General features: G+C 49.1%; 22 protein-coding genes and 1 pseudogene. 12 read left to right on the plus strand and 11 right to left on the minus strand.

The window, feature by feature from the left end; all coding sequences use genetic code 11:
• Positions 1 to 68 precede the first annotated feature (68 nt).
• Complete coding sequence (locus NDI45_RS24530; RefSeq protein WP_348249248.1) at positions 69 to 419, minus strand: hypothetical protein; 351 nt, start codon at positions 417 to 419, stop codon at positions 69 to 71.
• A gap of 458 nt (positions 420 to 877) precedes the next feature.
• On the opposite strand from NDI45_RS24530, the gene NDI45_RS24535 reads away from it, so the two are divergent.
• Genes NDI45_RS24535 through NDI45_RS24545 form a run of 3 tightly spaced genes read left to right on the plus strand, consistent with a single transcriptional unit; the run spans position 878 to position 7,414 of the window.
• Positions 878 to 2,851 carry a class I SAM-dependent DNA methyltransferase gene (locus NDI45_RS24535; protein ID WP_348249249.1) on the plus strand — a complete coding sequence of 658 codons (1,974 nt, stop codon included), beginning with the start codon at positions 878 to 880 and terminating at the stop codon, positions 2,849 to 2,851.
• A complete protein-coding gene (locus NDI45_RS24540; RefSeq protein ID WP_348249250.1) occupies positions 2,848 to 4,200 on the plus strand; it encodes a restriction endonuclease subunit S in 1,353 nt (450 codons plus the stop codon). Before NDI45_RS24535 ends, NDI45_RS24540 begins: the two co-directional genes overlap by 4 nt.
• A complete protein-coding gene (locus NDI45_RS24545) occupies positions 4,193 to 7,414 on the plus strand; it encodes a type I restriction endonuclease (protein WP_348249251.1) in 3,222 nt (1,073 codons plus the stop codon). Before NDI45_RS24540 ends, NDI45_RS24545 begins: the two co-directional genes overlap by 8 nt.
• Before the next feature lie 35 nt (positions 7,415 to 7,449).
• Here NDI45_RS24545 and NDI45_RS24550 read toward each other — a convergent pair whose 3' ends face one another.
• From NDI45_RS24550 to NDI45_RS24570, 5 genes and pseudogenes are all read right to left on the minus strand, one after another.
• Positions 7,450 to 8,424 carry a restriction endonuclease gene (locus NDI45_RS24550; RefSeq protein ID WP_348249252.1) on the minus strand — a complete coding sequence of 325 codons (975 nt, stop codon included), beginning with the start codon at positions 8,422 to 8,424 and terminating at the stop codon, positions 7,450 to 7,452.
• Between the two features lie 270 nt (positions 8,425 to 8,694).
• Positions 8,695 to 9,264 (minus strand): tyrosine-type recombinase/integrase, encoded by a 570-nt coding sequence (locus NDI45_RS24555; RefSeq protein WP_348249253.1) that lies wholly within the window; start codon positions 9,262 to 9,264, stop codon positions 8,695 to 8,697.
• 45 nt (positions 9,265 to 9,309) lie between these two features.
• Complete coding sequence (locus NDI45_RS24560; RefSeq protein WP_348249254.1) at positions 9,310 to 11,271, minus strand: NACHT domain-containing protein; 1,962 nt, start codon at positions 11,269 to 11,271, stop codon at positions 9,310 to 9,312.
• A gap of 186 nt (positions 11,272 to 11,457) precedes the next feature.
• Positions 11,458 to 11,580, minus strand: coding sequence for a hypothetical protein (locus NDI45_RS24565; RefSeq protein WP_348249255.1), 123 nt, complete (start codon positions 11,578 to 11,580; stop codon positions 11,458 to 11,460).
• Positions 11,581 to 11,586: 6 nt separating this feature from the next.
• A pseudogene (locus tag NDI45_RS24570) lies at positions 11,587 to 11,700 on the minus strand (phage integrase N-terminal SAM-like domain-containing protein); the annotation flags it as partial.
• A gap of 89 nt (positions 11,701 to 11,789) precedes the next feature.
• Between NDI45_RS24570 and NDI45_RS24575 the strand changes: the two are divergent.
• Complete coding sequence (locus tag NDI45_RS24575; protein WP_348249256.1) at positions 11,790 to 12,422, plus strand: hypothetical protein; 633 nt, start codon at positions 11,790 to 11,792, stop codon at positions 12,420 to 12,422.
• A 57-nt stretch (positions 12,423 to 12,479) separates the two neighbouring features.
• Here NDI45_RS24575 and NDI45_RS24580 read toward each other — a convergent pair whose 3' ends face one another.
• On the minus strand, positions 12,480 to 12,713 hold the full coding sequence (locus tag NDI45_RS24580) for a hypothetical protein (protein ID WP_348249257.1): 234 nt from the start codon (positions 12,711 to 12,713) through the stop codon (positions 12,480 to 12,482).
• Between the two features lie 80 nt (positions 12,714 to 12,793).
• The gene (locus NDI45_RS24585) at positions 12,794 to 13,402 is read right to left on the minus strand and encodes a hypothetical protein (RefSeq protein WP_348249258.1); all 609 of its coding nucleotides are present in this window, start codon (positions 13,400 to 13,402) and stop codon (positions 12,794 to 12,796) included.
• Between the two features lie 379 nt (positions 13,403 to 13,781).
• On the opposite strand from NDI45_RS24585, the gene NDI45_RS24590 reads away from it, so the two are divergent.
• The gene (locus tag NDI45_RS24590) at positions 13,782 to 14,183 is read left to right on the plus strand and encodes a hypothetical protein (protein WP_348249259.1); all 402 of its coding nucleotides are present in this window, start codon (positions 13,782 to 13,784) and stop codon (positions 14,181 to 14,183) included.
• Positions 14,184 to 14,409: 226 nt separating this feature from the next.
• Positions 14,410 to 14,622, plus strand: coding sequence for a hypothetical protein (locus NDI45_RS24595; protein WP_348249260.1), 213 nt, complete (start codon positions 14,410 to 14,412; stop codon positions 14,620 to 14,622).
• Positions 14,623 to 14,949: 327 nt separating this feature from the next.
• Here NDI45_RS24595 and NDI45_RS24600 read toward each other — a convergent pair whose 3' ends face one another.
• Positions 14,950 to 15,435, minus strand: coding sequence for a site-specific integrase (locus tag NDI45_RS24600; protein ID WP_348249261.1), 486 nt, complete (start codon positions 15,433 to 15,435; stop codon positions 14,950 to 14,952).
• Positions 15,436 to 15,864: 429 nt separating this feature from the next.
• Here NDI45_RS24600 and NDI45_RS24605 point away from each other — a divergent pair, with 429 nt between their 5' ends.
• From NDI45_RS24605 to NDI45_RS24615, 3 genes are all read left to right on the plus strand, one after another.
• Positions 15,865 to 16,074, plus strand: coding sequence for a hypothetical protein (locus NDI45_RS24605; RefSeq protein WP_348249262.1), 210 nt, complete (start codon positions 15,865 to 15,867; stop codon positions 16,072 to 16,074).
• Positions 16,075 to 16,861: 787 nt separating this feature from the next.
• On the plus strand, positions 16,862 to 17,923 hold the full coding sequence (locus tag NDI45_RS24610) for a hypothetical protein (RefSeq protein WP_348249263.1): 1,062 nt from the start codon (positions 16,862 to 16,864) through the stop codon (positions 17,921 to 17,923).
• Positions 17,924 to 18,151: 228 nt separating this feature from the next.
• Positions 18,152 to 19,450, plus strand: coding sequence for a protein kinase (locus NDI45_RS24615; RefSeq protein ID WP_348249264.1), 1,299 nt, complete (start codon positions 18,152 to 18,154; stop codon positions 19,448 to 19,450).
• Positions 19,451 to 19,820: 370 nt separating this feature from the next.
• Here the strand turns inward: NDI45_RS24615 and NDI45_RS24620 are convergent, their stop codons facing one another.
• Entirely contained in the window at positions 19,821 to 20,864 is a 1,044-nt protein-coding gene (locus NDI45_RS24620) for a PDDEXK nuclease domain-containing protein (RefSeq protein WP_348249265.1), read from the minus strand.
• Between the two features lie 142 nt (positions 20,865 to 21,006).
• Between NDI45_RS24620 and NDI45_RS24625 the strand changes: the two genes are divergently transcribed.
• Both NDI45_RS24625 and NDI45_RS24630 read left to right on the plus strand, forming a co-directional pair.
• A complete protein-coding gene (locus tag NDI45_RS24625) occupies positions 21,007 to 21,645 on the plus strand; it encodes an AAA family ATPase (RefSeq protein ID WP_348249266.1) in 639 nt (212 codons plus the stop codon).
• Positions 21,629 to 22,543, plus strand: a complete 915-nt coding sequence (locus NDI45_RS24630; RefSeq protein WP_348249267.1) for a ParB/RepB/Spo0J family partition protein — start codon at positions 21,629 to 21,631, stop codon at positions 22,541 to 22,543. Before NDI45_RS24625 ends, NDI45_RS24630 begins: the two co-directional genes overlap by 17 nt.
• 46 nt (positions 22,544 to 22,589) lie before the next feature.
• Here NDI45_RS24630 and NDI45_RS24635 read toward each other — a convergent pair whose 3' ends face one another.
• Complete coding sequence (locus tag NDI45_RS24635; protein ID WP_348249268.1) at positions 22,590 to 22,868, minus strand: hypothetical protein; 279 nt, start codon at positions 22,866 to 22,868, stop codon at positions 22,590 to 22,592.
• Between the two features lie 467 nt (positions 22,869 to 23,335).
• Here NDI45_RS24635 and NDI45_RS24640 point away from each other — a divergent pair.
• Positions 23,336 to 25,061, plus strand: a 1,726-nt coding sequence (locus NDI45_RS24640; RefSeq protein ID WP_348249269.1) for a tetratricopeptide repeat-containing protein, incomplete at its 3' end; no start/stop codon positions are given.

Raw genomic sequence — 25,061 nt, forward strand, 5'->3', positions numbered from 1 at the left:
AGGCACGCTTCTCCTGCCCGTAACTCATGACGAAACATGAGCAGTAGTAGCGTGCGGTCGCGCAATTGCTATCTTCCCTCTAGAGCAGCTACCTTTACTTCTACCCGCTCAATTTTCACCTGCACTCGCCCGATCTCTTTCTCGATCGCCGTGAGCCTTTTCCCTCGTTCGATCGCTGCTTCAATGCGGGAGATATCGGCAAGGGGAACGTACTGCGATCGTTTGCCACTGGGCAGCAGCTTCCCCCGTCCTGCCCGGAGCCGTGCATATTTGAGTGATTGTTTTGCCGATACAGATGCAGTTCCACCACCAGGCGCAAACTCAAGTCGCACACCTTGTAGGCAGTCTCCCGATCCCCGAAGTTCTGCGGCTTCCTGCTCCAATTCTGCCAGCCGTGCCTTCAGTTCTGAAAGGTTCATCTATTCGTGTTACATCTGAAAAGACCAAGTAGAATGTAACACGAATAAAAAGGAGGGGAGAAAGGGCGATTGCACCAAGCGTACTAGGCAGGAGGGGAGGGGGGATTGGAGAAGGTTCTTTGAAGTTGCTAGCTTTGTGCTAAGGCATTACTGCGTTGGTTATGCGAGTCCTCTCATGGGACTCCGTAGGGCTATGGAAAATCGCTCGGGTTCGAGTTAGAGATATCAGTGAGAAGTGTTGATTTTTGTACGGATCGGCCATGCTCATTGCTAACCTGGATATGCTCCATATCAGTCAAATAGATGAAGCTCAATGCACACTTGGGAAATTAGGGAACTCAGAGGGCAATCTAAACTTCAGCTCTTCTCCTTGGGATAACCAACCGCTTCATGGTCTTATCTAAAGCCCAAAGTGCATCTCCTCATACTTTTCCTTAGCCAGTCCGTCCTACTTTTGCATGAACACGACGAACCACTCCCAAACTGCTGCTTTTCTCTGGTCCATTGCTGACTTGCTGCGAGGCGATTTTAAGCAATCCCAGTATGGTCGCATCATTCTCCCGTTTACCCTGCTGCGACGGTTGGAATGTGTGTTGGAGCCTACTAGACAAGCTGTAATTGATGAAGCCAGGAAGCATCAGGATAAGCCTGATCTGGTGCGGGAAAAGCTGCTGCTGCGGGTGGCAGGACAGCAGTTTTACAATGCCTCGTCCCTGACTCTGGGCACGTTGTCAGATACTCAAACGGCAGATGACCTGATGAGCTACGTGCAGTCGTTCAGCCGTGATGCACGGGAGATCTTTGAGTACTTTCGGTTTGAGGAGTTTGTTCAGCAGTTAGATGTCAGCAACCTGCTTTATCAAGTGGTGCAGCGATTCGCGGCAACAGACCTCAGCCCGCAGACTATCTCCAACTTTGGCATGGGCATCATCTTTGAGGAGCTGATTCGCAAGTTTGCCGAGAGTTCAAACGAAACTGCGGGAGAACACTTCACCCCTCGCGATATCGTCCACCTGACGACCTCTTTAGTGATTACGGGGCAGGACGACAAGCTCAAGCCCAACAGTATTGTCACGATCTACGATCCCACGGCGGGGACAGGCGGTTTCTTGTCAGAGGGAGATGAATATATTCAATCCATCAGCAAGAAGGTAACGGTATCGCTGCACGGGCAGGAGCTGAACCCAGAATCTTATGCCATCTGTAAGGCAGATATGCTGATTAAGGGGCAGACGGTCAGCAATATCAAGTTTGGCAATACCCTATCAGATGACCAGCTTTCAGGTAGCCGCTTCGACTTTATGCTCAGCAACCCGCCGTTTGGGGTGGAGTGGAAGAAGGTACAGAAGCAGGTCACAGATGAACACACCCAGCGAGGGTTTGATGGGCGTTTTGGTCCTGGGTTGCCCCGTGTGTCAGATGGGTCGCTATTGTTTTTGCTGCACCTGGTAAGCAAGATGCGTGACCCCCGCGAGGGTGGTTCTCGCATTGGCATTATTCTCAATGGGTCGCCGCTATTTACAGGTGGGGCGGGTAGTGGGGAGTCAGAAATTCGTCGCCACCTGCTGCAAAACGATCTGGTGGAAGCGATCGTCGCTTTGCCGACGGATATGTTCTACAACACGGGTATTGCTACCTATGTGTGGGTTTTGTCGAACCACAAGCCGGAGAAGCGCCGAGGCAAGGTGCAGCTGATCGATGGCACCAAGCCTTTCAGCAAGATGAAGTCGCTGGGCAGCAAGCGCCGGTACCTCAGCGAGGAACAAATTGACGCCCTGGTGCGCCTCTATGGTCGGTTTGAAGAAACGCCCCAGAGCAAGATCTTTCCAGTGGAAGCATTTGGCTATCGCCGCATCACAGTTGAGCGTCCGTTGCGACTGGCGTTTCAGGTGACGCCAGAGCGGGTGAAGGCGTCACTGGCAGAAAAGGCGATCCAAAAGCTGGAGGGGGATGAGCAAAGCCGTCTGATCACGGCACTGAACGGAATGGATGGAGAGACGGTGTACCTCAACCGAAGCAAGTTTACCAAAGTCCTGAAGGAAGCCCTGGCAGCGCAGAATGTGGAACTGAAACCACCGCAGTTCAATGCGCTGCTGAATGCGTTGGGAGAGCGACATCCAGAGGCGGAGATTTGTAAGAGCAAGGGCAAGCCAGAGCCAGATGCAGGACTACGGGACTATGAGAATGTGCCCCTGGGCGAGTCAATCTATGACTACTTTGAGCGGGAAGTGAAGCTCCATGTGCCGGATGCCTGGATTGATGAGGACAAGCGCGATGAGCTAGATGGGGAAGTGGGTACTGTCGGGTTTGAGATTCCGTTTAATCGGCACTTCTATGTGTTTCAGCCGCCTCGCCCGTTGGAGGAGATAGACCACGCTCTGAAGGCTTGTACGGATCGGATTAAGCAGATGATCGAGGAGCTATCGGCATGACGTTTCCGAAGTATGAGGCGTATAAGGAATCTGGGGTGGAATGGTTGGGGGAAATGCCTGAGCATTGGATTCGTGTACCCATAAAGCATCTGGCAGTTCTGAATCCTAAGAAATCAGACTATCAAGGAGATCAGAGCCAACTTTGCAGCTTTGTACCAATGGAAAAGCTTAAAACAGGGACGCTCATTCTGGATGAAGAACGCACTATTTCAGATGTGTATGCAGGTTATACCTACTTTGAGAATGGTGATGTCCTTCAAGCTAAAGTAACGCCGTGTTTTGAAAACAAAAATATTGCAATAGCAGAAAATTTGACTAATGGAGTTGGATTTGGGTCTAGTGAAATTAATGTGCTGAGAGCCTTTAATGCTATTTCAAATAGATTTCTTTACTATCGTCTGCAAGAAAACAATTTCATGGACTTTTGCATCGCATCCATGACAGGTGTAGCCGGATTACAGAGAGTTCCGAGTGAAGTAATCAACAATTTCTCTATTGCACTGCCCGAAAAATCTGAACAAACCCAAATTGCTCGGTTCCTAGACCATGAAACTGCCCATATTGACGCATTGATTGCGGAGCAGGAGCGGCTGATTGAACTGCTCAAGGAAAAGCGTCAGGCGGTGATTTCCCATGCTGTCACTAAGGGACTCGACCCCACCGTCCCGATGAAAGATTCCGGCATCGAGTGGTTAGGCGAAGTGCCTGAGCACTGGGGAGTTATAAAAGCAAATTTTCTCTTTGAAGAACAATGCAGACCTGTCCGTGAGTGCGATGAGATTGTCACTGTATTTAGAGATGGTCAGGTTTGCTTACGATCACGAAGGAGGGAAAGTGGCTTCACCTTGGCAGATCTTGAACACGGATATCAAGGTATTCGTAAGGGTGATTTAGTAGTTCATAGTATGGATGCTTTTGCTGGGGCAATTGGAGTTTCTGAAGATGATGGAAAATCTACACCAGAATATGTCGTTTTAAAACCTTATGACCAGGGCATTAATTGCGAATACTTTGCACATGTTCTTAGGGTTATGGCTCAACGTAATTTCATTTTTGTATTGTGTCAAGCGGTAAGAGAAAGAGCACCACGTTTTAGATATTCAAAATTTTCATTAGCACTCCTACCTGTTCCACCGAATGATGAGCAGGACGAAATTCAAAGATACATTAGCAATGCGTTAAACAGAATGCAGGTGTTGGCAGATGAAGCTGAAAAACAGGTAGCCCTTCTCCAAGAACGCCGCTCAGCCCTGATCTCTGCTGCAGTGACGGGAAAGATAGATGTACGGGGCTGGAAAGCTCCAGAGAGCGATACCCCCACCGCTACCCTAGAGGCTGCCTATGGCTGACAGTAAAGAACCCGCCTTCCAGCAAGACATCATCAACGCCCTCGCAGCCCAAGGCTGGCTTGTTGGCACTTCTGCGGGTTATAACCCCACCACCGCTCTCTACACTGAAGACCTGCTGGCGTACTTTCAAACTGCGTGGTCGGATCGCTGGCAAAAACTCTGCAAAAACAACCCCAGCGATCCCGAAAGTTTCCTGATTCAGCAAACCGTCCGCGCCCTGGAGAAAAACGGCACCCTCGATGTGCTGCGCCACGGCTACAAACTGCCGGGAGTGAAGGTCGATCTGTGCAGCTTCAAGCCCGACCACGGTATGAACCCTGATACCCTGGCACGTTACCAAGCTAATCGGCTGCGGGTCGTGCCCGAAGTCTCCTACTCACCCCATGCTCGTTCTGATGAATATAATCCCCGCCTTGACCTGGTGCTGTTTGTTAACGGCATCCCCACTGCTACCCTGGAACTCAAGAGCAAATTCAAGCAGTCCATCGAAAACGCCAAACGGCAGTATTGTGACGATCGCCCCGTTAAAGACCCCGTTACCCGCAAAGCCGAACCGCTGCTGACTTTTAAGCGAGGTGCCCTGGTTCACTTTGCCGTCAGTCAACAAGAAGTTGCCATGACTACCAGGCTGGCAGGGAAAGACACCTCCTTCTTGCCCTTTAACCGGGGCACTGCCGACGGGGGAGCCGGAAACCCAAACCCCGACAACGAAGATGACTACGCCACCCGCTATCTGTGGGAACAGCTTTTTCAGCCCGATGCCTGGCTCAAGGTGCTGGGTCGCTTTCTGCACCTCGAGAAAACCGAAGAGGAGAATTTCGATGGCAGCACCACCATAAAGGAAACGCTGATCTTCCCTCGCTATCACCAGTGGCAGGTGGTAAACCAACTAATTGATGCTACCCGCTGCGAAGGGGTGGGCAAACGGTATCTGATTCAGCACAGTGCCGGATCGGGCAAGTCCAACTCGATCGCCTGGACTGCTCACCAGCTTGCCTCACTCTATGCAGACCCCGACAACAATCCTGACGGTGACATGGGGCAAAAGCTGTTTAGCTCCATCATTGTTGTCACGGATCGCACTGTCCTTGATAGCCAATTGCAAGACACCATTTACCAGTTCGAGCACGCTCAGGGCGTTGTCGTCCCCATTACCCGCGAGGGTACGAGCCAGAGCAAGTCTGAACAACTTGCCGAAGCCCTCACTAAGAAAACCCGCATCATCATCGTCACCATCCAGACTTTCCCGGCTCTGTTCGATGCTCTAGATAAATACCCTGCCCTTGCCAGCGGTCGTTATGCCGTCATTGCGGATGAAGCTCACTCTTCCCAAACTGGCTCCGCCGCCAGCAAGCTCAAAGCGATCCTCGTCAGCGACCATCCCGAACAGGAAGAAATCAGTGCCGAAGATCTGATAGATGCCGCAGTGCAGACTCGTGGTCCGAGCGATCGAATCAGCTACTACGCCTTTACCGCCACACCCAAGTCCAAAACTCTGGAATTGTTTGGTCGTTCTCCCAACCCAAATCTGCCCCCCAGTTCAGACAACAAGCCCGAAGCCTTTCACGTCTATTCCATGCGGCAAGCCATTGAAGAGGGCTTCATTCTCGATGTGCTGCTCAACTACACCACCTACGCCACTGCCTGGAAGATTGCCCATCCTAACGGGGAAGATCAGGAAGTTGATTCCAAACAGGCTCGCACTAAACTAGCTCGCTGGGTCCGTCTGCACCCCTACAACATCAGTCAGAAAGTTGAAGTGATTGTCGAGCACTTCCGAGATCAGGTGCGCCACCTGCTGAATGGGCAGGCAAAAGCGATGCTCGTCACCAGTAGCCGCCCAGAAGCCGTGCGCTATCACCTTGCCCTCAGAGCCTACGTTAAAGAGAAGGGTTATACCGATGTCCATTCCCTGGTAGCGTTTTCTGGCAAAGTTCTACCGGATGATGTCATTCCTGAAGAAGTTAGCGAAACTAGCAAACTGTTAAATCCTGACCTGAACGGGCGCGATATGCGAGATGCTTTCGACACCGCTGACTACAACATCATGATCGTCGCCAATAAATTCCAGACAGGCTTCGATCAGCCCAAGCTCTGTGCCATGTATGTCGATAAGAAACTGCAAAGCGTGGACTGTGTGCAGACCCTATCGCGTCTCAACCGCACATTTCCTGGCAAAGAAACCTTCGTCCTCGACTTCTTCAACGACTCTGAAGACATCCTTGCAGCCTTCCTGCCTTACTACAACCGAGCTGAACTTGCAGATGTCTCTGACCCACAGACCATTTACGACCTGCAAACGACCCTTGATGAGGAAGGTATTTACCACTGGAATGAAGTGACAGCCTTTGCCCTCGCCTTTTTTGACCCGAAAGCCGCCAACGCCAAACTCTCCTACCACTGCCAGCCTGCTGTAGACCGCTTCAAGTATCGCTATAAACAGGCAGAAACCGCCCGCCGTCAGGCTCTGGATCAAAAACGCAGTGCTGAAGCCAGCGGTAACAGATCTGCCCTTAAGCAAGCTGAGAATGAAATCAAGGCGGCAGGTGAACAGATTGACCAGCTCGACCTGTTCAAAAAGAACCTCAAGAGTTTCATCCGGCTCTATGAGTTCCTCTCTCAGATCATTGACTACGAAGATCGGGAGTTAGAACAGCTCTGTGTCTACGCCAAGCACCTTCACCCGTTGCTGCGGCGCGATCGTTTGGAGCAGGAAGATATTGATGTCTCTGAACTTTCGCTGACCCACTATCGGCTCACAAAACGCAAGGAGCAGCAGCTCCGACTGGACGACAATCAAGGGGATTATCCCTTAAAACCAGGGAGTGCGATCGGTACTGGCAAAGCTCATGACCCTGAGAAAAAGCGTCTTTCAGAAATCATTCAGGCGTTAAACGATCTGTTTGGTGCAGAAGTCAGCGACGAAGACCAGGTGCAGTTCCTCAACACGATCGCCCAGCGTATTAGCCGTCAGGATGAAGTGATGGCCCAGGTCAAAAACCATAGTGTTGAGCAGGTCATGCATGGGCTGTTTCCTCAGCGGGTGGTCGATACAGTGCTCGATGCTATGACCGACCATGAAAAGCTCTCGCTGGAAGTTCTGGATAATGAGGAGTCAGGGCGCAAGTTTGCGTTACTTGTCCTGCAAATTCTAGCCACGGCTAACCGCGCATTTAGTAAGGGAAACGATGAAAGCAATCCCAGCGCGGGATGATAACCTGTAGGAATCTGGCTCTTTAGGTGCAGGCATTACGCAAGTTCCGCGTCGAAGCGAAGCGTATCCGCCTTCTGATCAAGTGCAGCCACAAAGTCTAGTCCGTTCTTTATGGCGCGTAACTCCTCCAAGGAGAAGACTACGAGGAATACTCCGTCGCGGTCGAACCTGCTCTGAATTTCTCGCAGGGCGTCCACCCCGGCGTCTACGCCGGTGACGCCGTTTCGCGCGAAGATGATACCCATACGTGCCTTGCACTTGTCAAGCTTACCCATGAAGTCGCGCACGGGACCAACTCCTACAGGCTTACTCCAATTCTTGCACTCGATCAGTGCATATCGACCCAGTTCGTCGAATAGCGGGATACCTCCTCTCGATCGGTCGTACTCAACCACTATGTCTATTTCGCTACTGCGGGTGTAAAGATTCGTGTACTTGCAGCGAAGTGAAGGCACACTTTCCAGGACAAACTTGGCAACCTCTTCAAAGGTCTTGCCCTTCTCGTTCGCCGTAGTAGCCTTCTCGGCGGCCTCAATCAACGGGATGAGCGGATTATTGCTCTCGGACTGCTCCACGGCAGGTAGCTGGGCTTTACGCCGTAAGACTGCGTAAAGCTGCTCAGCTTGCTCACGCGTAATTGTCCGGAGATCAAAGCGCTCAGCGTCTCTGCCATCAATGGAGAGCAAGAGCATCTGTGGCGACAGGACAGCTCCTATGCAGTTGTCAAACGCGTCTAGATAGTACTTGAGTTGGTAGAACCAATCTGCTGTGTTCCGGGGTAGATACTTCTTCAGTTCCAATACAATCCAAGGCTTGGACGTGATCGAAGCTGAGAGAACCACGTCGGCTAGTCTACGCTCTATACGATACTCATAGAATGTTTCGTTGGCAGAGTACCCTAGAATCTCCGTTAGCGGTGGCACTACCAGGCGAATAAAGTCTATCTCGCGCTCAACTATCTGATCAGGTAGTGAGCGCAATAACTGAAGGAGTCGTTCTACCGGGATCATCGGGTCTCTGCTTCGCGATTCCATCTCTAGTCTACGAGGTGCTCGAAGAGTGTACCAAGGTGGGATCAGCTAATGCGATTGCAGGGCGCGACAATTGTTGTTTAGATGGCATCAATATGGTTGGCTATCGTGTTGCTTATCCCAAGGGGCTATCAAATTCAGCAGCGATCGATTGGTGTCTTGATAGAAACCCATGCCTTCAGTAGATGCAGGAGACTTCACGACAAAAAATTCCGTTCTGGATTATCGATTCTAACGTACCAGACACTATCAGAAGCCGATCGCCCCTACTGCTGCCTCAACTTGCTTCTCCGATACTTCCAGATACCGCTGCAAAGCTTGCAGGCTGCGATGACCGCTAATCTCCTGAATCACTCGCAGGGGAACGCCAGCACTGCTCATCTGCGTTAATGCGGTTCGCCTGAAGCTGTGTGTCGAGATGCCCTCTAGACCGAGCCGATCGCACGTTTCCCGCAGAATGGCATCGGCTGACCGTGGGTTAATGTGCCCGCGCCCGTGCCGCCCTGGAAACAGGTGAGTTTTACCCCGATCGCTGCTGTAGGCTTCCAGATACCCTCGCAGCGTGGGATGGGTGATAACTTGTCGCGTCTCTGCTTTGCCCTTTGTGTTTGCCTTTCGGATGGTCACTTTGGCTCGCACATTGCCGGAGCCATCGAATACATCGGCACTCAACATCGTGCAGGCTTCATTCACACGGCAGCCTGTGAACAGACAGATTCCGAACAAAGCCCGATCGCGATCGGAGGGGAACGCATCGAACAGCAGCTTCGCTTCATCCGGCAATAACACTTTGGCTTGACCGTGGCGATCGATTTTCATAGATTCACTGCATTCCTATTGAACGACACAACCTACAAACTGAATCTACTGAGACTCCCTCCAAAGTTCGGCAAAGCGATCGCGCAGGAGCGCGTGAATGAACCGATATCCACCACCTACCCGTTGTAGGAAGATAAGATCGTCTGTTGCATGATTGAGAAACTGAGCATAATTCCAAGGCGCATAGTTACAGAGTTTTAAAGTAATACGCAGGACAAGATGTTGGATGACGGTCGCACCTCCACGAAGCAGCCCAAAAATCAGCCCAAAAATCAGCCCAGAAATCAGCCCATTCATCAGCCCAAAAATCAGCCCAAAACCCAGCCCAAAAAACAGCCCCCAAATCAGTCCAAAACCCAGCCCAAAAATCAGCCCCCAAATCAAAGCGTTTGACTGTGCAACCCAAATACCTTGATTCGGCTTCATTCTAATTTCTAAATCTGTACTTTCCAGCCCCCAAATCAGCCCAAAAAACAGCCCAAAACTCAGCTCACCAATCAGCCCACCAATCAGCCCACCAATCAGATAGTTGGAAACACGATAGCAATTCAGCAACATCGAGTTTGATAGCCAGGTCGGCTGCAATTTCTCAATATAAAATTCATCTTGGCTCTGGTTCTGCAAACCGTTCGCCAGCCAGCTGAGCCAATGTTTAGCATTCCTAGCATATGCTGTGCATGACGTTGACCGCTCTAACATCCGGTTAATGTAGGCATCAAGAATCTGCCGCCGCCACTCTGGGATAGCCCGATGTTGTTGCTTGGATGGGAAAGCAATATTCTGCCATACGAGGCTCACCACATTCAGAAAAAACGGAGTTTGGACCAAACTCATCAAGGACGAGTCAGCTTCCACCATTGCCCACAACTTTGACCCACCAGCTTGTAATAAATACTCTTGAATCTGGTTGGGTCCTAAGGGCTTCAGATACACTGCTGCATTCAAATGTAGTTGCGCTTGCATTTGTTGGTATTCATCAATGCGGCTGCACACAACCAGTTGCCTGCCAGCATAGTCCTGTTGAAAGCGGTTAATTGCCTGCACACAGTCCGTTTGTTGTTCAGGAGCTACCTCATCCAGTCCATCCAGCAACGGCAGAAGCTTTCCTTCACTCAACCACTGCTGGGCGATCGCCTCCCGCAATCCGTATTTCAACTTCAGTTCTGCTGTTAACCAGTCTGAAATTAGCTGTCGCTCACCTTTCCAGGAGGATAGCCCGACAATTACTGGTATTGGTCCCTCAGCCTGGCTTTGTGCTCGCTTAACCAATTCAGCCGCCAGCTGCAATAATGTCGTTGTTTTCCCAGCTCCAGGCTTGCCGAGAATGAGCAATCGACCTGCAACCTCAGTCCGATCAAAAACAGTAACAACACTAGTTCCCGCCGGTAGGGGCAGCGGTGCTTCATTGCGAAATTTTACCTCTTGGTCCCAAGGCCGCTGAACCGCTGCCGGATGCTCCTCCTTTCCCAACAGCAAACGAATGCGATTATGGAAGGCTGTTTTTAATCGCCCCTCAACTTCACCGGACACTGCCTTGAGTAATTCGGCACGAATTCGCAATTCATCTTGAGGCTTAGTAGAAGCAGAGGTGATCGCTTGAGTTGCGCTCGGCAATCGCGTTCGAGTATTCAAAAGAACTAGCACTGGTGGAAAGACCGCTGCAAAAACGAATAGCCCCAGCGAGGTGTACAGACATCCTGCTGTCATCTCTGGAGGGATCTGCCCAGCTTTCACCAGGAAAAACAGTGCACCACTCGCAAGTAGGGGCAGTAGACAACTGAGCCACGACCAAGCACTAGTCCGTGCATCTGTCCGGTTGTCATTTCCCAGCAGGGCAGGCAGAAGACTCAGCCCAGCCGATGCTCCTATCGCGATCGCTAACACTGCCCACACGGGAAGCGGAAGATTCAGTTCTTTAGCGGAGGGCAAATTATTAACAGCCCATCCAGCCAACATGCCCGTCGTTCCAATCAGGAAAGACTGCCAATACAAGTTGAGACGTGACATAAGCAGCCGACTGATTTGGACTTAGGAGTAGATGAAGAAATTATACTTTGTTCATCTAAAGGGGTCAAAGCCTTGATACTTCATTCTTCTAAGGAATCGGTGCAGAAAAGAATGCTGCTTATTGAGAATACCTCCCTATTGTTGCAAATAGATGACCTAGTAATAACAAAGTGAGACTAAGCAAGCTTAGATCACGCCTCGTCCACTTCGGCTCAAAACGTAGGTGTAAATCATTGTCATTGTCACGTCCTTGTGTTCCAAAAGTTCCTGCTGCAAAACCGCTCGATAGAGAAAGACGATCGTACTCAAGGCTTAATCCTGGGTCAAAGCTGCAACCTGCTCCTGTACAACGAGATGGGTGAGAAATTGAGTGACTTCTGCTGTTCCCATCTCACTCGGATGACATTTGTTGTGAAATAGGATGAAGCGGTGGGTCTAATGCAAAGATCTCGGCAATTGCTGACCCAAACTGTTAGGGTACTGATTGATGTTTTTGCAGATTGAGGAGTTAGATAGGGATGATGGAAGAGATTGATCGTCTTGTTGACCAAGACCGAGCAGAGTTAGAGCGAACCTTTGCCGAAAAGCATAATCAGCTTATTGCCACAACGGAGGTCTTCAGGCAAGCGTTGGAAGTTTGTAGGAATCGTGGATGGGATATTCACTCCCAGCTCTGGAATGTTGGAATTTACATGAACATTGCTGCCCATGACCTTTCTGTTTTGGTCATGCAGCTTCATTTTGAGCGAGATTCCTGGACTCGTAGACAGATAGCTCGCCATATAGTCTTAACAATCTATGAAGTTACCAAAGACATGACTCAACTGTTAGGCAAAAAGATAAGGAAGCCTCTTGAAACTCTCGGACTGTTGCCGAAGTTTGATTCTGATCTTCGGAGAGTGCGTCAGCCGCTTGATAAATTCTGGGAGCAGCATCAGAAAAAGCTCAGTGATGTCCGATGTATGTCGGCTGCTCATCGTGACTTGGATGGGCTTTCACTGCTTGAATCAATAAAATCAATCAATATGTTGGAAGTGGCTCAGCTGGGCTCTGAGGCCGGAAGAATCCTTAATGACATAGGGAGAGTTGTGCAATCTATTCTCAATGAGTGCTCTACGATTCCCCTTCCGGAAATGAAGGCTCATGTGTAACTCAGCACGCTCTAACATCGGCATGTAGCAAACGCGCAATTAGCCGATCTTTTATCATCAATTGTCTATACGCGCCGCTGAGCTTGGCGGCGGGTAGGGCGAGGTCAAATGTAGAAAAACAAAGAAAGCTCCGCCGTCCGGTTGTGTCGTATAAACATTCAACAGCAGCACAAAGTTCATCACTTCATACCACCCCATCCGTCCCCGCATCACCCGCACTTCTTCTAAATACCCCACTAGCCCACTATCGAGCCAATATCTTCCGCACACCACCGCTTCGCCAAACCACACCGGAATTCGCTTTCTAGCTGACAGGCGATGAAGCTAATCCTGGTAGACCGTCATTACGTCATTATTATCAGATTCACTCTTCAGACACTAATGCCCTGCTGCTGATCGGATTGGCAGAGATCGTGATAAATCCGTCTTAGCGTTTTTTTGATTCGACTGCCTCTTTGCCTTAGCGCAGTAACATCCGGAACATCCCGCCCCTGCTCAATCAACTGCTGGCGTACCTCGCTCCACGGGAGACCCTGCAAACATTTCAAGTCTATGAGTTCTGCTCCTTCCGGGTCTGTCGCTTGAAAAACCTCAAATGCTCTCCACAGCATAGTGAGCCGATCGCTCAACACCTCGGATGTTTGCCAACTTTCATCAATGATGCGGCAGAAAATTTCAACTGAATCTGGCTGAACTAAATATTGGGGTGACAACAGCCTGCTTTGCTCCCGGATAATGTTATAAGCTGTACGCTTGAGCCAAGCATGAGCATGTTGAATTTCCCCTCCCTGTTGCAAGAACTTCTTGCCCCGCAGGTAGGCGTCAGCAAGAATATCAGAGGCTTCTAGGCGAGATGTAAGTTTAAATTGGTGAAGTATTCTCTGAATGAACGTCAGGGTGGAATAAGCATAGGGGCTATTCGGAGCCAGGATGTCATGAATTGCAAGGTCTAAAACGTCTTTGGAAGAATTAGGACGCATAGGCGAGGCGTGAGTATATACCTCTTAGTGTTAAAACCCCACTCTAATGTGACAAGGTTTTCTAATTTCGTGCGCTATGCCCGTTCCGCCTCGCTTTACAGTAATTGCAACATTGCTTTAGCTTCTTTACAAAATCTTTACATAGAAGCCGTCACGCACTGATGCCGTTTGGACACTAGATACATAGTAGTCTAGCGACGCACTCCTTCTGGAGCGATGCCTTAGTCTAATCCTTCATTGTCCTCAACTGAGGATGAGCCTTGATCCGGACAACAGGTAATCAGACTACAGGATTCTGAATTGCCTATCACCAGGCGACTATAGGAGCGGAATACGAACCTAGTCCCTATGAAGCCTGGAACACGCTGGAGTGAAATTTATGAATAGTTGGAACCTGATGGAGAAGTCTACACCGTATAAAGAGCTACTTTATCGATATTGCGTCCTCTGTGCAAAACCTACCTTAACCGATACCGAAGCAGAGCAGATTGATCAAATTTTAGCAAAAGCTGAAATCGATCCTTATCTCAGTTTTCTCATTGATGAAGCTGATCATATGCTGGCACACGAAATGGAGCTAGTTAATCCAGCATTTATCCAACAACAACAGCTTCGACTTGGAAACACCTTACGTTGGAATCAGGGCGACACTATCTCATCGAACGAACGAACGATTTCAGTGCATCCAGGTCCTTACAAGGACGCGTTGGGCAAATTGATCAATGCAAAGATTTTCGGGAATGGAAGGGACACACAACATGGCAGAATGGGATATTCATAGAGTAGACAAGACTGGTTAGACAGGTAATATCCGCGAGCAACTGCTTTTTAAGGTTTAGAGTAAAGCTGAAACTATACTAGGAGCGTATGATCGCTATGCTCCTTTTTTTCATTCAATCATTTCTCAAGTTTGTTTAACTTGTTCAGAAACAGCAAAGCGTAATGTCACACGGCTCCTCTATTTCTGCACTTATTAATAAGTGACTAAACCCTGGAGGAATGCGCCGATGAGAAGTGAAATTATAGAGTTTCGAGAGCGAGGGAAAGAACCTTTCCATCAATGCCCCAAGTGTTCTAAGCAATCCCTGGTGCAGCGAGACAACGATCGCTTTGACTGTCTCTGGTGCGGCTTTCGGCGTGATTTATCGGAGACGGGAAATAGCAGTATTCTCGGTTGGATTACGTTGCCGATCGGACTACTGTTACTGCTCCTGCTCTAGCCTCGCTCCATTCCGGTTGTGTCGCAAAACTCGTCAAGCTGAGTCAGTAGGAGACATATAAAATTAGCGAAGCGCTTCCTAACTTTGTTTTCTGGAGTTACCGACTATCTCCATGCCGCTAGCAAAATAAACCAGCGTTTTTGAGGCGCCTCAACATCGCCTAATTGAAGCAAGCGTGCACTGAAAGTCAATTAGGCGTATCCGCCTGAAACAATGAAACCGTCATCGCTCACCGTCCGCTTCCCCAATCGCCTTGAGATACGCCTCAGCTGCTGCCTGCTTGAACACCCCTTTCGTGTACCACTGAAACACGCGATCCGTTCCGGATCAGCGAAGCTGCACGCTCTTGATCCCCATCAACTCCTTGCCAAACAGGGGATCAACCCCGCGTCGCGTCACCTCCATTCCAAACGTATGCTGGAAGCGATGGGGATTAATGTCTTCCACTCCAGCAACTGCTCCCAGCTTCCGCACCATTTTATGCAGCCCTTTGTAACCCAACCGCTGCCCCTTGTTCTTTGGGTCCTGCGCTAGAAACATGGGACTCTCCAGCAGCGGTTCAAATACGCCGCCCTGCTGCTGTCGCCACTCTAAATAAGCTTCCAGGTACGATCGCGCCTCCCGGATCAATGGCACCTCACTCACGTTCTGCCCCTTGGATCGATGCACCGTCAAAATCTTGCCGTTCCAATGCGCGACATTGAGAGCAGATGCTTCTGAGGCTCGCAGTCCATGACTCAGCACCGCCACGATCGCCCGATCGCGTACCCGTGTCGCATCATCAAAATTCAAGGCTTCCCAGAGCAAGCTCAAATCCTCAGTCTCCAGATGATCCGCCTAGGGTTCCTCCTTCTTCCCGCCCTCAAGGGGCACGCTGACGATCGGTAGAACAGGGTCAATGGGGGAGTCAGTTATCGTCGATCGTCAAGTTATTTCAGTTTTAGGTAGAGATAACATCACTTATCTCTACCTGACAATTCTAAGACAACTTTTCTTCCCGATCTGCTCAAAGTCCCTCTCATCAAGCCTTTGAAGGCGATCGGGATCTTGTTAAACCTCAGTTCAATTTGATGCGTGTCAAAATAAGCTCAAGCATGATTAATCTAACACGCATCAAAACTGAGCTATCAAGAACTGAAAGCCAGACTCGCAGAGCTAGAAACCGAGATCGCTGCCCTTCAAGCAGCGGGAGAGATCCTGCTGAGTGCTCGAATTGACTCCTCAGTTCCAGGCAGAACAACGGTGCGAGGGCAACCCTCAGTTCAGTATCGCTTGAGAGTGCAGGGGCAAAAAGCGCGCTATTTGAAAGCTGCCCAGGTGGCAGAAACGCGAGCAGCGATCGAGCAGGGTCGGCAGCTCAAGAAACTGGAGCGGGAACAGCAAAAACTTAAAGCGAAGATGGCGCAATGGGTAGCGAAGGCAGCTGAGCTAGGGTTGGAGCTACCTGATTAAGCTGAGTTTGCATCATCGTTTTGATGCGTGTCAAAATTTGACTGTTGCTTTCAAATCTGACACGCATCAAATTTTCCTCATAATTGAGCGGAGGACATTTCAGTCTGCTGTCTAATGCACTTCACAGTTAGCAGAAGGTTTTTGAATACAGGAAAGTATGCGTTGGAACGGCAAGATTTTAACGGTTCATCGATCGAAGGGGCAAAACGTGAGTGAGGTGGCATTCAGCCGGGAGGCGCGATCGTACCTGGAAGTCTATTTAGAGTAGCGACGGCAGCTAGGTATGCACAGCTTTTCGCCGAAAAGAGGCATTTTCGGCTATGCCAATGCATGGATAGATTCTGGAATTGTTGAGCCTCAATGAATCCTCACAAGTCCAGTGAAATTCACACTTCCTGCCCCCTCGATTTAGGACGTAAGTGAAGATATCCGGAAAATTTCCGCCGATCCACCTAAAAAAGCCTATTATGCGAAAAAATTCTGTCGATCCACCTGATTTGGAATGATTAGCAAAAAAATTCTGCCGATCTGCCCGGTTCTGGGTTGGGTTGGCAGAAAAAATCTCTCTAATAATAATAATAGTTAGCTGAGTTATTGGGGGTACCATCTGAAAGTTACACGTTGGCATGAGAATCAAATTAATGATAATCGCCCGTTAGAATAAGGTCTATGACTATCCCCAGAATAACTTTAGACAAAGATACTATAGGCGATTAACCTCAGATCAGTTTTTGAGTCTGTAGATAGGAAGTGACTTTTCATAATTCTACCAAATTAACAAAAGTCAATGATCAAGAGAACCATACGCGAATTAATGCGCCGCTCACGACGAGTGATAGTAACTGCTTTAAAGACAGGAATTGCTAATACACGCGAAGCGATACATCGTTCACGACAAGTAATAGTAATAATATTAAAGACAAGTATTGTCAGTATTCTTCTTTTGACTCTTTTTCTACTCCTATCATTAATCATCCCTTTAATTACTGGTCAAAACCTAGGGATATCTGAATTTGGAAATCTTTACTTACAGAAAGTAAGTAAACCATTAATTGTTTTTCATATTTATGAGATTGAAAAGTCGTCAAACTCTATAGGTTTTGAGCTAGACCACATTGTTCTTCCCCCCAATATCTGTGTTGACGGAATGACCCTTTTGGGTGCTTATTCTGGTTATGAACTCCCTTACAGGGTCAGCCCTTCTTTCGGAGGCAGTTCCTCTGGTTGGGGCGCAGGGGATATTGGAGGATATGATGTTTATGGCTGTTCAAGAAGCGAGCAAATTCGGTTGAATGGATATAATTTACTGAGGAATAAGAATAATTCTGAAGGGCTGAAACAAAAGCTTATAATAAGTGAGCAATCTATTTACTATTTTCCATTTGATGAGCGATCTGTAACAATTTTTCCAGCTATCACCCTATATGAAAATAATGGTGAGAAACAAAGAATAATTGACTATGAGATCGCTGGCTGGGTTACAGCACCTAAATCAGATGAGAAGATCTTGCTCAAAAACATCGATGGGAAAGAACCGTATATCGAAGTTTATTTTTATAGACCAATTGCCTATAGAGCCTTGACATTAATATTACTCGGATCATTGTTTTTATTGATTACTTCTCTGTTTTTTATAGCAGATAATGGAACTTTTCTTGAAGTTTCGGTCGGCATTCTGTTTGGCTTGTGGGGTATTCAAGATATTCTCATTCCTAAAAATATTACAGAAACAACAATGGTTAATTCGTTGATACTAACCTTATATGTTTGCTTTATATTTGTATTTCTCCTTCGCTTCGTAAGATTCAACGTATGGAGATGGCTTAATCGATTTTATAGAGGTGATTAGAATTAGTTTTTGCTAAAACTAAAAGTTATGCAAGCTAACGCTCCGCTTGCACGCCGACCGTATAAAATAGCTGGTTGAGTCCGAAAAGTTATTAACGGTGGGTGAAGCGGAGCGTTAGCTGCCATTCATATGAACAATAGACGTCTTTCTTGTAGACAATGACTCATGGACATAAAGGAAGTTGATGCTGAGGGACCCCCGTGGAATCCTAAACACGAGGGAATACCTTTGTCCTGGAAACACAAAGGCGACGGTGGCAACGCTCATGTTTGGACAGATGGCACATATGCCATCAAGCGCTTGAGGCCTAACGCGTCGAGGGAGCCCGTAGCTCGCTTTGCTCGCGAAGCTCAGATCCTGAGAGAATTGGCTGGAGAGCCTGAACTTGCAATTGTTCCTATCGTCGAAGTGCGGAAGCGAGCTGGAGAAATCGAAATCGTTATGGAATTGCTCGATGGCAACCTCGCTACAGTGATTGGTGAGTTTGCTGGCCAGCCGAAAAAAGTAGCAGATGCGCTGCTTCCAATTGTCGAGACACTTGCGCGGTTGGCATCCAGACCACAGCCGGTTCACCATCGGGACATCAAGCCAGAGAATCTTCTGTATCGGTTACGTAATGGCAAAATCCAACTTGCTCTTAGCGACTTCGGCTGCGCATACCTTGCAGAGGATGAGCGATTGACACCGACTCATCGCGCTATCGGCGCATGGGCTTATCGGCCACCGGAGTACAGCATCGGGCGCATCGAGACTGTCGACGAGAAAGGTGATGTTTTCAGTCTCGGAAAGGTATTCTGGGCAATGGTGAATGGGCAGCGACATGTGGTCTTTCCAGGACCTGTCTGGTTCTTGGACGAGTTCGACCTCACGCGAAAGTTTCCTGCGATACCTAGGATTCATCACACGATGGTCTTAATTGCCCAAACCAGCCACATCCGTCCTGAGGTAAGACCCACGCTTGCCCAGTTGGCAACGAATTTTCGAAAACTGACCTTGACAGAAACGGGAGAATTTTCGTTGAACGATAATGAGTTAAACGCAGCTATGTTGCGCAAAGAGGCGCAGAGGGACATTGAGTATCAACAGCGGCAAGCGTTTGCGGCACAATTCGTGTGCGCTATCCATGCCGATTTCCTTCAAGCTATAGATGGACTGCACAACGCCCTGCCACAGTCTGCACTTTTCCGTGAATGGCTTAATGAAACTCAGATTCGCGGTCAGTCACAACAGGCACTCATCAATCAAGTAGCCGAACACGAATCGGATGCTCCAGTGTCAAATGTCTTCTTCCAGAAGACTCTCCTCAACACACGCTTCTTTCCAGCCAACGCAAACACTCCCATCCGTTTCGTCGCTCGTGTTGAAGACCAGACTGCCCGTGTCGCCTCATCAGAGTTGACGGTTCTCGGAAACTCTGATGAGACACGGGCAGATTTTCGTTACTCAGACGGGCAGAATTCGAGCGAACCCTATCGAAGCGATCTGATATTCGAGTTTTTGATGAAAGCTGCAAGGCAGCTTCCTTGAGGTAGTGCGAGGGAGGTGTGCCTTATTTCAAAATGAGCTGCGAGGTTCAAACGAATTGGCCACCACAGCAGATGACAGCTAACAATCGGTTCAACCGAAGCTATGGGTCGCGCAGTTTCTGAAATCCATACAAGTTGGTCGCAGCCCTGCTAACGTATCGTAATACTTGGGAACACTGCTGAAAATGAGTAAGTTCGGCAGTTTATCTAATAGGGTCAACGCAATAGAGCGAGTTTCGGGTGTACTACAACAATCCGCTCAACACTTATTTTCGGCAAAGTTTCAGAACGACGGATATATCTTCCTGCAAACCCAAAAAACAAGGGGATGAGACAGGATACGTGCAAAGTCATGCAGGATAATAACCACGTCACTCTGGTAAATTTTTCTCTATATCAGAGGCGATCGCCTCTAGCTCCATCTCTAACTGCTCTATAGAAGGGAGGCTTGCCTGAAGCCCTCCAGGTAGCTCATGGGTTGCCACCGCGATCGGGGTGTTCAAATTTCGCAGGGCATACTCTGCCTTGGTCTTCCGTTTAGACTTACAAAGGATCAGTCCGATCGTAGGGTTATCAGTAGGATGGCGTAGGAGGTCATCCACCGCTGACACATAAAAATTCATCTTGCCAGAGTATTCAGGCTGGAACTCTCCCATCTTTAGGTCGATTACGATGAAACAGCGTAGCTTAAGGTGGTAGAAGAGCAAGTCTAGGTAGAAGTCTTCACCGTCAACCTCAAGATGGTACTGACTGCCCACAAAGGAAAATCCAATGCCCAGTTCTATCAGGAAGTCCCGGATGTGGTGGACAAGAGCCTGCTCAAGCTCGCGTTCCTGCACGTTACCCTGTATGGAAAGGAATTGAAAGTTGTAGGGGTCTTTGATTAACTCCTTTGCCAAGTCTGACTGAGGTTGAGGCAGGGTGCGATCGAAATTGGTGACAGCCTTACCCTGCCGTCCAAAGAGATTGCTTTCAATTTGCCAGACTAGGACATCTCTACTCCAGCCATTTTCAATAGCTTTCTCTGCGTACCAAAGTCTTTGTTCCTGGGTCTTTAGCTTGTCGAGGAGGGTAATGTTGTGCCGCCACGGTAATTTACCAACGCTGCGTTGGTAAATTGCTTCATCTGGGTATGCCTCTGCAAAAGCCCTCATGTAACCCAGGTTGGAGCGGGAAAACCCTTTGATCTCTGGAAACTCCTTCCGTAAGTCCTTCGCCAAACGTTCAATAACCTTGGTTCCCCATCCCTCACTCTGTTGCTGTTCAAGAATGGATCGCCCGATTTGCCAGTAGAGATAGATCAGTTCCTGATTTACAGCCAGCGCTGCCCTTACCTGAGCAGTCTTAATGCGCTCTTTGAGTCGATTTAGAAAATCATCGTAGCCCTGGGGCAGGGAAAGCCGGCGATCGCTCACAAAACTAGCACTCTGGAAATCTGCGGTTCAGTCCCTTATCGTGACACAACCTTATGTTTTTGGCTTAAAATTAGCAGGATTTTAGTCAACCAAAGATGCAATTCCTGGCATCATAAAGAGCAAAGAGGTTATCAGAACAGCAATGCTCATTGGCGTCTTAAACAGAAAAGGGGGATGTGGTAAGTCAACGACGGCTGTCCATCTAGCATATTGGCTATCTCAGAAGCAGCAACGTGTGATCCTGATTGACTCAGATGGTCAGATGAGTTCCAGTCAGTGGCTCAAGAAGCTCAATATGCCCTCTGTCGTAATTGATGATCCCGATGACCTGTTTGACCAGATCGCAAAGCTATCTGAGGAGTATGATTCAGTCGTTGTCGATTCCCCCTCTGTTCTAGGTGAGCCAGCTAAGTCTGTATTACTCAGTGTGGATCTGGCGATCGTCCCAGTACAGCCTTCCAACTTAGACTTGCTCTCTGCTAAGGACATTGTGCGCCTAGTCCATCAGGCACAGAAGATCCGAAAGGGTACACCCAAGGCTGCGATGTTTCTGAGCCGTGCAGCGCGGGGGACGGTACTAATGCGGGAAGCACAGGAAGCTTTGAGTAATACTCAGGGCTTTGTTCTGATGAATTCTGTAATTTACCAGCGCCAAGCGATCGCTGATGCACCTGGACAAGCTGCAACAGTATTTACGATGTCGGGAGAAGCTGCAGCCTCAGCGGCTAAGGATTATGACAGTCTGTTTGAAGAGGCTTTGAGCTATGGCAAGACGAAATAGTTTGAAGGATGAGTGGCAGTTTGAGACTGAAAGCACTTCAGATAAGCAGAGCCTCCCAATTAGTTTAATCACCCTCTCACCGAGTCAGCCTCGGCGCTACTTTGACCCTGAAAAGCTTCGGCAGCTTACGGAGTCTGTTCGGCAGCACGGTGTCCTTGAGCCGGTCCTAGTACGACCTTCTAGGAAGAAGGGGGCGTATGAACTGGTCGCTGGGGAACGAAGATTTAGAGCAGCCCAGGAAGTGGGACTGACTGATATCCCAGTGACAATTCGAGAACTGAGTGATGAGGAAGCACTACAGCTTGCTCTGGTTGAGAACTTGCAGCGTGAGGATCTGAACCCTGTTGAGGAGACAGAAGGAATCCTTCAACTGCTAGCTCTAAGGCTCAAAATTCCACCGATCGACGTTCCTCCACTCCTGTATAAAATGCGGAATGAGGCGATCGGCACAGTTAATCAAAACGTTTTGATTAACTCAGAAGCTCAGGTAGTTCAAGCTGTTTTTGCTGAAGTAGGAACGATTACCTGGGAGTCCTTTGCAACGACCCGCCTACCTCTGCTCCGGCTGCCGCCAGAAATCCTTGAGGCACTCCGAGGTGGCAAGATCGCCTACACCAAGGCGCAAGCGATTGCTCGTGTGAAGAATGACGACCAGCGTAAAGAACTTTTAGAGGAAGCAATTTCTCAAGACTTATCCCTAAATCAAATTAAGGATAGGATAGCTATCCTCAAATCCCCTAGACCGAATAATGACAGTGAGCCTTCTTTAAAGAGCCAGATTGGTGACGTTTTGTATTTAGCAAGGCGGTCTAAAGTATGGGATAACCCCAAGAAGCAGCGACGATTGGAAAAAATATTGGCAGATCTTAAAGCATTACTTGCTGATGACTCACGTTGAAGCAGGGATTGTTGACTGACAGAGCAATTACACGGGCTAGAAAAATCTAGGACAGTTCAATGTCTAGGCGACTGGAGATAGAGACGACAATGCCCTTTTTCCGCAGGTCACCTAGAGCTTTGTAGAGGTCGCCGTCATCTAGCTTCCAGCGATTGCAAAAGGCAGCCACGTCAATGGCAGGATTGAGCTTACCTGGGTAGTCAATCTGTAGTGCAAAGAAAACGTAGTCTCGATCGCTGGTCAGAAGCTTCAACTTGCGAATCCGTAACAACTCCTCTCGGTCAAGCGAGTAGTTAGGAGCAGAGGTGGGGTCGTGAGTAGCCATAAGCGAATAGTACAAACGTATGTTAAGGCTACAAAAATTCCTTCTTGATTGCAAGAGAAGACAGCAGGTTTTCCAGGATGCAAATTACGGAAAACCTTACCGTCGTGCCCAGCCGCTACTTTTTGGAGGTACTCCATTTTCGTAATGAGCAGAGACAAATGACTGGTTCTAGGAGCCTCATCTGGAGAGTTCTCTAGGAATGGCGATTATTCTCCATCCTTCTTTAAGAAATAGGACTGCCCTCTTTGGGTTCACTATCATCAACTTGCAATAGATCGGTTACTTTGCCGTTATGTAGAGGCGACGCCGGAGGATTTGACGCAGGTGATCGCTCCTCTGTAGCTGCATGGTACTTCCGCCTTGCTTGAGATGCTTTTGAGTGAAAGCCCTAATAAGCCATTAGGTGAATCAGGCTGAAGCTTCTGATATAGGAAAGCTAATATAGGGACGAATTTTTACAGATTTGTATGAAGCTCAGCCCGAATTGGCTGGAAAACTGGGGAAACTTGGTGAAGTTGGGTAAGACGACTTGCAGAGTAAAAAGCATGGATGAGCAGCACGTTCAGGCATATGTAGCCCTTATTAAGCAGCTCTTGAGTTGTGCGAGCGGCGAGGAAGCTGCAATTTTGCAAGAGCAAGCTGAACTGGTCGATGGAGGGCTGCTGGTGATAATGCAGCAATATGCCGATTCGCTGGAGCAGCAAGGCAATACACAAGCAGCAGGATGGTTACGGCAGTTTGCTCAACAGTTGGCAGCACACTTGGGAGGCATGAATACTCAGACTGAGGAGAGACCAGAGGATGCAGAGCAATTTCTATGCGCAGTCTTGCAGCTGATTGTAGATAGTCAAAGTAATACTCAGCAAGTCTATCAGTTTTTGGCACAGCATCAAGACAAGCTCAATCTAGCGCTCTTACAAATCCTGCCCCAGCTTGCAGCAGCGTTACTAGCAAGCAACCCTAAGCAACGACCAGTTGTAGCGGCTGTTCTTGTTGAGTTTGGCAACTTAATCAATCAATTTCCCCTAGGGCAGCGCTGGCTCAACCAGGAGGTAGCCATTGCTGCCTACCAGCAAGCCTTGACGGTGATGACCCAGCAGGACATGCCGGTGCAGTGGGCAGCCACCATGAATAATTTGGCAAATGCCTACTTGGACCGCATCCGAGGCAATCGAGCCGACAACCTGGAGCAAGCCATTGACGCCTACCAGCAAGCCTTGACGGTGACGACCCAGCAGGACATGCCGGTGCAGTGGGCGGGTACCATGAATAACTTGGCACTTGCCTACTTCAACCGCATCCGAGGCAATCGAGCCGACAACCTGGAGCAAGCCATTGACGCCTGCCAGCAAGCCTTGACGGTGACGACCCAGCAGGACATGCCGGTGGACTGGGCACAAACCATGAATAACTTGGCAAGTGCCTACTTCAACCGCATCCGAGGCAATCGAGCCGACAACCTGGAGCAAGCCATTGACGCCTGCCAGCAAGCCTTGACGGTGAGAACAAAGCAGGACATGCCGGTGGACTGGGCAGCCACCATGAATAATTTGGCACTTGCCTACTTCAACCGCATCCGAGGCAATCGAGCCGACAACCTGGAGCAAGCTATTGACGCCTACCAGCAAGCCTTGACGGTGACGACCCAGCAGGACATGCCGGTGCAGTGGGCGGGTACCATGAATAACTTGGCACTTGCCTACTTCAACCGCATCCGAGGCAATCGAGCCGACAACCTGGAGCAAGCCATTGACGCCTGCCAGCAAGCCTTGACGGTGAGAACAAAGCAGAACATGCCGGTGGACTGGGCACAAACCATGAATAACTTGGCACTTGCCTACTTCAACCGCATCCGAGGCAATCGAGCCGACAACCTGGAGCAAGCCATTGACGCCTACCAGCAAGCCTTGACGGTGAGAACAAAGCAGAACATGCCGGTGGACTGGGCACAAACCATGAATAACTTGGCAAGTGCCTACTTCAACCGCATCCGAGGCAATCGAGCCGACAACCTGGAGCAAGCTATTGACGCCTGCCAGCAAGCCTTGACGGTGACGACCCAGCAGGACATGCCGGTGGACTGGGCACAAACCATGAATAACTTGGCAAGTGCCTACTTCAACCGCATCCGAGGCAATCGAGCCGACAACCTGGAGCAAGCCATTGACGCCTGCCAGCAAGCCTTGACGGTGA

This window comes from Leptolyngbya sp. GB1-A1, assembly GCF_039962475.1.
In the GTDB taxonomy this organism is placed as follows: domain Bacteria; phylum Cyanobacteriota; class Cyanobacteriia; order Elainellales; family Elainellaceae; genus Leptolyngbya_A.

Excerpts from the sequence above, each read along its gene's own strand:
- NDI45_RS24530 (WP_348249248.1), bottom strand. The coding sequence starts at position 419 with ATGAACCTTTCAGAACTGAAGGCACGGCTGGCAGAATTGGAGCAGGAA.
- NDI45_RS24535 (WP_348249249.1), top strand. The coding sequence starts at position 878 with ATGAACACGACGAACCACTCCCAAACTGCTGCTTTTCTCTGGTCCATT.
- NDI45_RS24540 (WP_348249250.1), top strand. The coding sequence starts at position 2,848 with ATGACGTTTCCGAAGTATGAGGCGTATAAGGAATCTGGGGTGGAATGG.
- NDI45_RS24545 (WP_348249251.1), top strand. The coding sequence starts at position 4,193 with ATGGCTGACAGTAAAGAACCCGCCTTCCAGCAAGACATCATCAACGCC.
- NDI45_RS24550 (WP_348249252.1), bottom strand. The coding sequence starts at position 8,424 with ATGATCCCGGTAGAACGACTCCTTCAGTTATTGCGCTCACTACCTGAT.
- NDI45_RS24555 (WP_348249253.1), bottom strand. The coding sequence starts at position 9,264 with ATGAAAATCGATCGCCACGGTCAAGCCAAAGTGTTATTGCCGGATGAA.
- NDI45_RS24560 (WP_348249254.1), bottom strand. The coding sequence starts at position 11,271 with ATGTCACGTCTCAACTTGTATTGGCAGTCTTTCCTGATTGGAACGACG.
- NDI45_RS24575 (WP_348249256.1), top strand. The coding sequence starts at position 11,790 with ATGATGGAAGAGATTGATCGTCTTGTTGACCAAGACCGAGCAGAGTTA.
- NDI45_RS24585 (WP_348249258.1), bottom strand. The coding sequence starts at position 13,402 with ATGCGTCCTAATTCTTCCAAAGACGTTTTAGACCTTGCAATTCATGAC.
- NDI45_RS24590 (WP_348249259.1), top strand. The coding sequence starts at position 13,782 with ATGAATAGTTGGAACCTGATGGAGAAGTCTACACCGTATAAAGAGCTA.
- NDI45_RS24595 (WP_348249260.1), top strand. The coding sequence starts at position 14,410 with ATGAGAAGTGAAATTATAGAGTTTCGAGAGCGAGGGAAAGAACCTTTC.
- NDI45_RS24610 (WP_348249263.1), top strand. The coding sequence starts at position 16,862 with ATGATCAAGAGAACCATACGCGAATTAATGCGCCGCTCACGACGAGTG.
- NDI45_RS24625 (WP_348249266.1), top strand. The coding sequence starts at position 21,007 with ATGCTCATTGGCGTCTTAAACAGAAAAGGGGGATGTGGTAAGTCAACG.
- NDI45_RS24630 (WP_348249267.1), top strand. The coding sequence starts at position 21,629 with ATGGCAAGACGAAATAGTTTGAAGGATGAGTGGCAGTTTGAGACTGAA.
- NDI45_RS24635 (WP_348249268.1), bottom strand. The coding sequence starts at position 22,868 with ATGGCTACTCACGACCCCACCTCTGCTCCTAACTACTCGCTTGACCGA.